This window comes from Bacillus sp. 5RYD7K, from assembly GCF_059831465.1.
On the sequence record NZ_CP191200.1, the window covers coordinates 735,358 to 742,500 of the forward strand.

The window sequence follows — 7,143 nt, forward strand, 5'->3', positions numbered from 1 at the left end:
CCTCTTAAAGAGCCTTCTCAAGCAGCTTAGGCTTGGCAAAAATCATTCGCCCCGCCGCTGTCTGCAGCACGCTGGTTACGAGCACATCAATATGTTTCCCTATATAATTGCGGCCTTCTTCCACAACGATCATTGTTCCGTCATCCAAGTAAGCCACACCTTGATTATGCTCTTTCCCGTCCTTAATCACCTGCACATTCATTTCTTCACCCGGGAGCACAACCGGCTTCACCGCGTTTGCAAGGTCATTAATATTCAGTACCGCAACCTTCTGAAGCTCACATACTTTATTTAAATTAAAATCATTCGTCACAACGACACCGGATGTCAGCTTCGCAAGTTTGACAAGCTTGCTGTCAACCTCTTGAATGTCTTCGAAGTCGCCTTCATAAATTTCAACCGTAATATCCAGTTCCTTTTGAATGCGATTCAAAATATCCAGTCCGCGGCGTCCTCTGTTGCGTTTTAAAACATCTGAAGAATCAGCGATATGCTGTAATTCCTCAAGCACAAATTGAGGAATGACAATGACGCCTTCTAAAAAGCCCGTCTGACAAATATCTGCAATTCTCCCATCAATAATAACACTTGTATCCAAGATTTTCAGCCTTTTCTCCTGTTCCTCCTGCTCCTCATCGGCACTTCCCTTTTTCTTCTGCATTCTTGCAGAAATGGAGAACAGACCGATCAGTTCATCCTTTTTCTTAAATCCGACCTGAAAGCCCAGATAACCGAGAAAGAAAGCCAAAAAGACCGGGATGATGGTGCTGAATATACGGTACGGAATATTGTCCAGCGGAATCACGTTTACAATGAGATATGCGATGATAAGTCCAAAAACCAATCCGAGACTTCCGAATAACAGATCCGGCACCGGAGCTCTCAGCAAAGAATCTTCAATCCATTTCACCCAATTAATCACATATTCTGTCGTCCATATACTGATGAGAAAAAAGATAATAGCACCAATTGCAGCAGACGTATATGCGTTTGTTATTAAAGGTATGTCCTGTATATTTGACAGTACAAACAATTCAGGTATTAAAAAGATACCGACAACGCCGCCCACAATAATGAAGAACGCCTGAACTATTCGTTTTAACATACCTCCACCTCCTTTTAAGTAACATTTTTCAGCAGGCTGTCAAAGCCTACAAATATCAGAATAAACAAAAACTAACAATAATATACCCGAATTCTGACAGGTTTAAGCGATACTTAAAGCTGTCTATCTATATAGTGTTTTTCTTGAAGACGTTTTAAACCTTTTTTGATTTTTTGGGCGCGCACCTCGCCGATGCCTTCTACATCATCCAGCTCTTCAACAGTGGCTTCCGTTATGCTTGGCAAAAATCCGAACGCCTCAACCACATTTTCAACAATCGGCATCGGCAGACGCGGAATTTTATTCAGCAGCCTGTACCCTCTCGGCAGCACATAATCATCAAGGTTGGTAGAAGCGGGATATCCAAGCAGCTTAAACAGAATGGAATCATCAAGCAGATCATAGCTGGACATATCCTGAAGCTCTTTTAACAGCACGAACGGATCTTTGATTTTTTCTTTCACATAGTCTTTGATGAAAAGAGCCGCTTCTTCTTCCATATCCGTAATCAGTTCAATCACCTGCAGACGGATTAAGTGGCCTTCCGTTCCGAGTTCCTTAATATACATGTTGATTTCATTTTTTATACGGAGCACCATTTCATAGCGGTGCATAACGGACAGCACGTCACTGAATGTCACGAGCTCCTCAAACTCTAAAGCGTTTAAAGCCGTAATCGTTTTGTCTAAAATGGTTTTATACTTCTCTAGCGTTTGAATGGCCTGGTTTGCTTTTGTTAAAATAAATCCTATGTCCTTCAGTGTGTATTTCATGCTGTCCTGGTATAACGTAATGACATTTCTGCGTTCAGAAATGGCGATGACGAGACAGCCGGTCTGCTTCGCCACCCGTTCCGCCGTACGGTGCCTCATTCCCGTTTCTGAAGAAGAAATGGTCGCTTCCGGCATAAGCTGTGTATTCGCATAAAGAATTTTCTGGCCGGAATCGCTTAAAATAATGGCACCGTCCATTTTGGCCAGCTCGTATAGGTGAGCGGGCGCAAATGATGTATTAATATGAAAACCGCCATCCACGACTTGCTTTACCTTATCATTGTATCCGACAACAATCAGGCCGCCTGTATTTGCCCGAAGTACATTCTCTATCCCGGCTCTGAGCGGCGTGCCCGGTGCAACGAACTGCAGAATTGCAGACAGGTCAAGCTCTTGTTTCGCCCCTTTTTTCTCTTTTTCCATCTATTATGATCCTCCTAATGAAGTACGAAGCGCTTCTGCAACATTTGCTACTCCGACAACCTCAATCCCTTTTGGTATTGTCCATCCGCCTGCATTCGCCTCAGGTATGACCATACGCTTGAAGCCGAGTTTCGCCGCTTCTTTTACGCGCTGTTCGATTCTTGACACCCTGCGGACTTCTCCTGTCAGACCCACTTCACCGATAAAGCAATCTGCAGGATTCGGCGGTGTATCTCTGAAGCTTGAAGCAATGCTGACGGCTACTGCCAAATCAATCGCCGGTTCATCCAGTTTGACCCCGCCGGCGACTTTTAAGTACGCATCTTGATTCTGAAGCAATAGCCCCACCCGCTTCTCAAGCACAGCCATGATTAACGACACCCTGTTGTGGTCAATCCCTGTGGCCATGCGGCGCGGGTTTCCAAAGCTGGTCGGTGATATGAGCGCCTGAATTTCAACCAGGATCGGTCTCGTTCCTTCCATTGACGCAACGATACTCGAACCCGAAGCCCCGGCAGAACGCTCCTCCAAGAAAATTTCCGAAGGGTTCAGCACTTCTGTAAGCCCCTCTTCCCGCATTTCAAAGATGCCCATTTCATTTGTTGAGCCGAAACGGTTTTTTACAGCCCGCAAAATACGGAATGTATGGTGCCGCTCTCCTTCAAAGTATAGAACGGTATCGACCATATGCTCAAGCAATCTTGGCCCAGCGATCGATCCTTCTTTTGTGACGTGTCCGACGATAAAAATCGGAATGCCGTTTGTTTTCGCGATTTTCATCAATTCAGCCGTACACTCTCTTACTTGTGATACACTGCCGGGAGCTGAGGTAATGTCACTTTGGTAAACGGTCTGAATGGAGTCTACAACAACAAATGCGGGTTTCATCTCTTGTATAGCAGACGAAATATACTCCATATCGGTTTCAGATAAAACATGTAACAATTGGCTGTTGATTCCAAGCCTGTCGGCGCGCAGCTTCGTTTGCTTCACGGATTCTTCCCCGGAAATGTAAAGCACGCTGCCGGCCGTGTCTGCTAATTGTGCGGATACTTGAAGAAGGAGCGTTGATTTCCCGATGCCGGGGTCGCCGCCGATTAATACTAACGAGCCCTTCACAACGCCGCCGCCAAGCACTCTGTTGAATTCTTCGAGCTTGGTTTGAACACGGGGTTCTTCTGATGTTTCAATTGATGTAATGGGTGATGGTTTCTGGACGGTTTGAACGGAGTGGGAGAAAGCCGCCCGCCGATTCGCCGGCGCTTTTTTGATGGTTTCTTCCACCATTGTATTCCAAGCCCCGCAGCCCGGGCATTTCCCCATCCATTTAGCAGATTCATAACCGCATGAGTGGCAGATGAATTTTGTTTTTGATTTAGCCATATATGCTGTAAGACCTCTTCCTTATCGAATATTTCTCTATATAACAAAGTGAGGCATACACTTGCTTACGTATGCCTCATGTTTGTCACTATATTAGTTCGTTTTAGCAGTTGTTTTTACGACAAATTCGCCGTCTTCAACATCAAGAACGATGTGCTGGCCTTTATCAATATTGCCTCTGAGAAGCTCTTCTGATAACCGGTCCTCCACATGCTTTTGAATCGCTCTTCTTAACGGACGTGCGCCGTATTCCAAATCGACGCCCTCGTCTGCTACTTTTGCTTTTGCAGCATCCGTCAGCTCTATAGAGAGATCTTGTTCTTTCAGACGTTTTGTTAACTGGTCAGACATAAGCGACACGATGTCTGTAAGATGTTTTTTCTCAAGGGAGTGGAAGACGATAATTTCGTCAATCCGGTTGATAAATTCAGGTCTGAAGGCACGCTTCAGCTCTCCCATAACTTTGTCTTTCATGTCTTTATGGTTTTGTGATTCATCCTGCACATTGAAGCCCACATATTTGTTGCGTTTCAGCTCGCTCGCTCCGACGTTTGACGTCATAATCAGAATCGTGTTGCGGAAATCAACAGTGCGTCCTTTTGAATCAGTCAAGCGTCCGTCTTCAAGCACTTGCAGGAGAATGTTAAACACATCAGGATGCGCTTTTTCAATTTCATCAAGCAGTACGACAGAGTAAGGTTTTCTTCTCACTTTTTCCGTCAGCTGACCGCCTTCATCATAGCCGACATATCCCGGAGGAGAACCGACAAGACGTGAAGTCGAATGTTTCTCCATATATTCGGACATATCCACTCTGATCATCGCTTCTTCATCACCGAAAATAGATTCCGCCAGCGCTCTTGCCAGCTCTGTCTTCCCTACGCCTGTAGGGCCTAAGAAGATGAATGAACCGATCGGACGTTTCGGATCCTTCAAACCGGCTCTTGCACGTCTGACAGCCTTCGCAACGGCTACAACGGCTTCATCCTGGCCAATGACGCGGGAGTGCAGAATGCTTTCCATATTGAGAAGCTTATCTGTTTCCGTTTGCGCGATTTTAGATACAGGCACCCCGGTCCAGCTGGATACCACCATTGCGATATCCTCTACAGAAACTTCGGAGTTCTCCTGGCCTTGTTTTTCTTTCCACGTTTTTTTCGTATCTTCCACCTGTTCTCTCAAGCGCTGCTCCGTATCACGAAGAGAAGCCGCTTTTTCAAACTCCTGGCTTTGAACGGCAGCGTCTTTTTCCTTGCGAACTTCATCGAGTTTCTGCTCAAGCTCTTTTAAGTTCGGAGGCGTTGTGAAGGAACGGAGACGCACTTTTGAACCGGCTTCGTCAATTAAATCGATCGCTTTATCCGGAAGGAAGCGGTCAGAAATATAACGGTCAGACAATTTAACCGCCGCTTCGATCGCTTCATCGGTAATGGATACGCGGTGATGCGCTTCATAGCGGTCACGGAGCCCTTTTAAGATCTGAATGCTTTCATCGACTGACGGCTCATCCACCTGAATCGGCTGGAAGCGGCGCTCCAGAGCTGCGTCTTTTTCGATATATTTGCGGTATTCATCAAGCGTTGTCGCACCGATACACTGAAGCTCACCGCGAGCGAGTGAAGGTTTTAAAATATTCGACGCGTCAATCGCGCCTTCTGCTCCGCCAGCTCCGATCAGTGTGTGCAATTCGTCAATGAATAAAATGATATTGCCGGCCTGACGTATTTCATCCATTACTTTTTTCAAACGGTCTTCAAATTCTCCGCGGTATTTCGTGCCGGCTACAACCGTTCCCATGTCTAATGTCATTACGCGTTTATCACGTAAAATTTCCGGCACTTCATTATTGATGATCTGCTGTGCGAGACCTTCAGCAATCGCAGTTTTACCTACACCCGGTTCTCCAATCAGAACGGGATTATTCTTTGTTCTGCGGCTTAATACCTCAATAACACGCTGAATTTCTTTGCTTCGGCCGATAACCGGATCAAGGCTGTCTTCCCTCGCAATCGCGGTTAAATCACGCGCCAGACTGTCAAGCGTCGGCGTGTTTGCGCTGCTATTTGTCCCTGCTCCGGATGTCCCTGTTTCATTGCTTCCGAGAAGCTGCAGAACCTGCTGTCTCGCCTTATTGAGACTGACACCCAGATTATTCAGAACTCTCGCGGCGACTCCCTCACCTTCACGAATCAGCCCAAGAAGTATGTGCTCTGTTCCTACATAAGAATGACCCAGCTTTCTGGCTTCATCCATTGATAGTTCTATTACCTTTTTGGCTCGAGGCGTGTAATGAGGGACAGAGGTGGTGCTTTCCTGTCCTCGGCCAATCAAACTTTCCACTTCTTTCTGCATTTTATCTGAATTGAGGCCAAGCGCTTCTAAAGCTTTAAATGCTATCCCTTCACCTTCACGGACTAACCCCAATAATATATGTTCAGTTCCGATATTTGTATGGCCTAAGCGCAGTGCTTCTTCCTGTGCCAGTGCCAATACCTTTTGAGCCCGCTCTGTAAATCTTCCAAACATCATATCGAATCATCCTCCTGTCTATTTGCACTCATTTCTAAATGCAGCCTTTCCCTGATAAGAGCCGCTCTTCTCGCGTCTCTTTCGTTCGGCCGTAATGCGCCGCCCGAATATTGCTGGAGAAAACCGGGCTGTGTCAAAATCATCAGTTCATTAAGTATATTGCTTGATAGCCCTTTAATGATCCCCAGGTCTATCCCCAGCCGAACGTCAGAAAGGCATTTCGCCGTTTCCTTCGATTCAATCATTCGGCAGTTGGATAAAACTCCGTAAGATCTGAATACCCGGTCCTCTAATTCAATTTTCGAGGTTTGATAAAGTGCTTCTCGGGCTGAGCGTTCCTGCTCAATCAGCTGGGCAGCCACACTATTCAAATCATCGACGATGTCCTGTTCTGATTTTCCAAGTGTAATTTGATTTGAAATTTGAAAGATATTTCCTAATGCTTCGCTGCCTTCCCCGTAAATTCCTCTAACAACTAAACCTAATTGGTTAATTGCCGGTATAATTCGATTCATTTGCCTAGTTAGCACAAGACCCGGCAAATGCATCATGACCGAAGCCCTTAGTCCCGTCCCTACATTTGTAGGACAGCTTGTTAAGTATCCTCTCTTCTCTCCAAAAGCGTAATCCACTTTCTCCTCAATCCAGTCATCAACCTGGTTTGCCGCTTTTATGGCGTTGAGAAGCTGGAAGCCGGGGAAGAGACATTGAATTCTGATATGATCTTCTTCATTTAACATAATGCTGACTTCTTCATTTTCAGAAAGCAGACAGCCGCCAAACGGTGATTCCGTTAAATTCGGGCTGATCAGATGCTTTTCCATCAGCACCCGTTTTTCCAAAGGCTGAGCTTCACTCATTCTGATTAAATGAAATTGACCGATATCAGGCAGTTCTTTCCCTGAAAAATGATCTTCGAATTGCTGAATA

5 protein-coding genes (1 of these 5 only partly in view) are annotated in these 7,143 nt (G+C 45.7%); all 5 read right to left on the minus strand.

Translation table 11 applies throughout. The annotated features are described in order from the left end of the window. Window positions 1–4: 4 nt before the first annotated feature. On the minus strand, window positions 5–1,105 hold the full coding sequence (locus tag ACQE26_RS03685; RefSeq protein ID WP_016935914.1) for a PIN/TRAM domain-containing protein: 1,101 nt from the start codon (window positions 1,103–1,105) through the stop codon (window positions 5–7). A 113-nt stretch (window positions 1,106–1,218) separates the two neighbouring features. Next, a complete protein-coding gene (gene disA / locus ACQE26_RS03690; protein ID WP_003156401.1) occupies window positions 1,219–2,301 on the minus strand; it encodes a DNA integrity scanning diadenylate cyclase DisA in 1,083 nt (360 codons plus the stop codon). Between the two features lie 3 nt (window positions 2,302–2,304). Beyond that, window positions 2,305–3,684 (minus strand): DNA repair protein RadA, encoded by a 1,380-nt coding sequence (gene radA, locus ACQE26_RS03695; protein WP_016935915.1) that lies wholly within the window; start codon window positions 3,682–3,684, stop codon window positions 2,305–2,307. Window positions 3,685–3,777: 93 nt separating this feature from the next. Beyond that, window positions 3,778–6,213 carry an ATP-dependent protease ATP-binding subunit ClpC gene (gene clpC, locus ACQE26_RS03700; RefSeq protein WP_047477921.1) on the minus strand — a complete coding sequence of 812 codons (2,436 nt, stop codon included), beginning with the start codon at window positions 6,211–6,213 and terminating at the stop codon, window positions 3,778–3,780. Continuing rightward, window positions 6,210–7,143, minus strand: partial view of a protein-arginine kinase McsB gene (gene mcsB, locus ACQE26_RS03705; protein WP_003156398.1) — the 3' portion only. It continues 158 nt past the right edge of the window; only the last 934 of its 1,092 coding nucleotides appear in the window; the start codon falls outside the window, past its right edge — the gene reads right to left on this strand; its stop codon occupies window positions 6,210–6,212. Before mcsB ends, clpC begins: the two co-directional genes overlap by 4 nt.

What these genes read in the sequence shown, in the direction of transcription:
- ACQE26_RS03685 (WP_016935914.1), bottom strand. Translation starts at nt 1,105, where the DNA reads ATGTTAAAACGAATAGTTCAGGCGTTCTTCATTATTGTGGGCGGCGTT.
- disA (WP_003156401.1), bottom strand. Translation starts at nt 2,301, where the DNA reads ATGGAAAAAGAGAAAAAAGGGGCGAAACAAGAGCTTGACCTGTCTGCA.
- radA (WP_016935915.1), bottom strand. Translation starts at nt 3,684, where the DNA reads ATGGCTAAATCAAAAACAAAATTCATCTGCCACTCATGCGGTTATGAA.
- clpC (WP_047477921.1), bottom strand. Translation starts at nt 6,213, where the DNA reads ATGATGTTTGGAAGATTTACAGAGCGGGCTCAAAAGGTATTGGCACTG.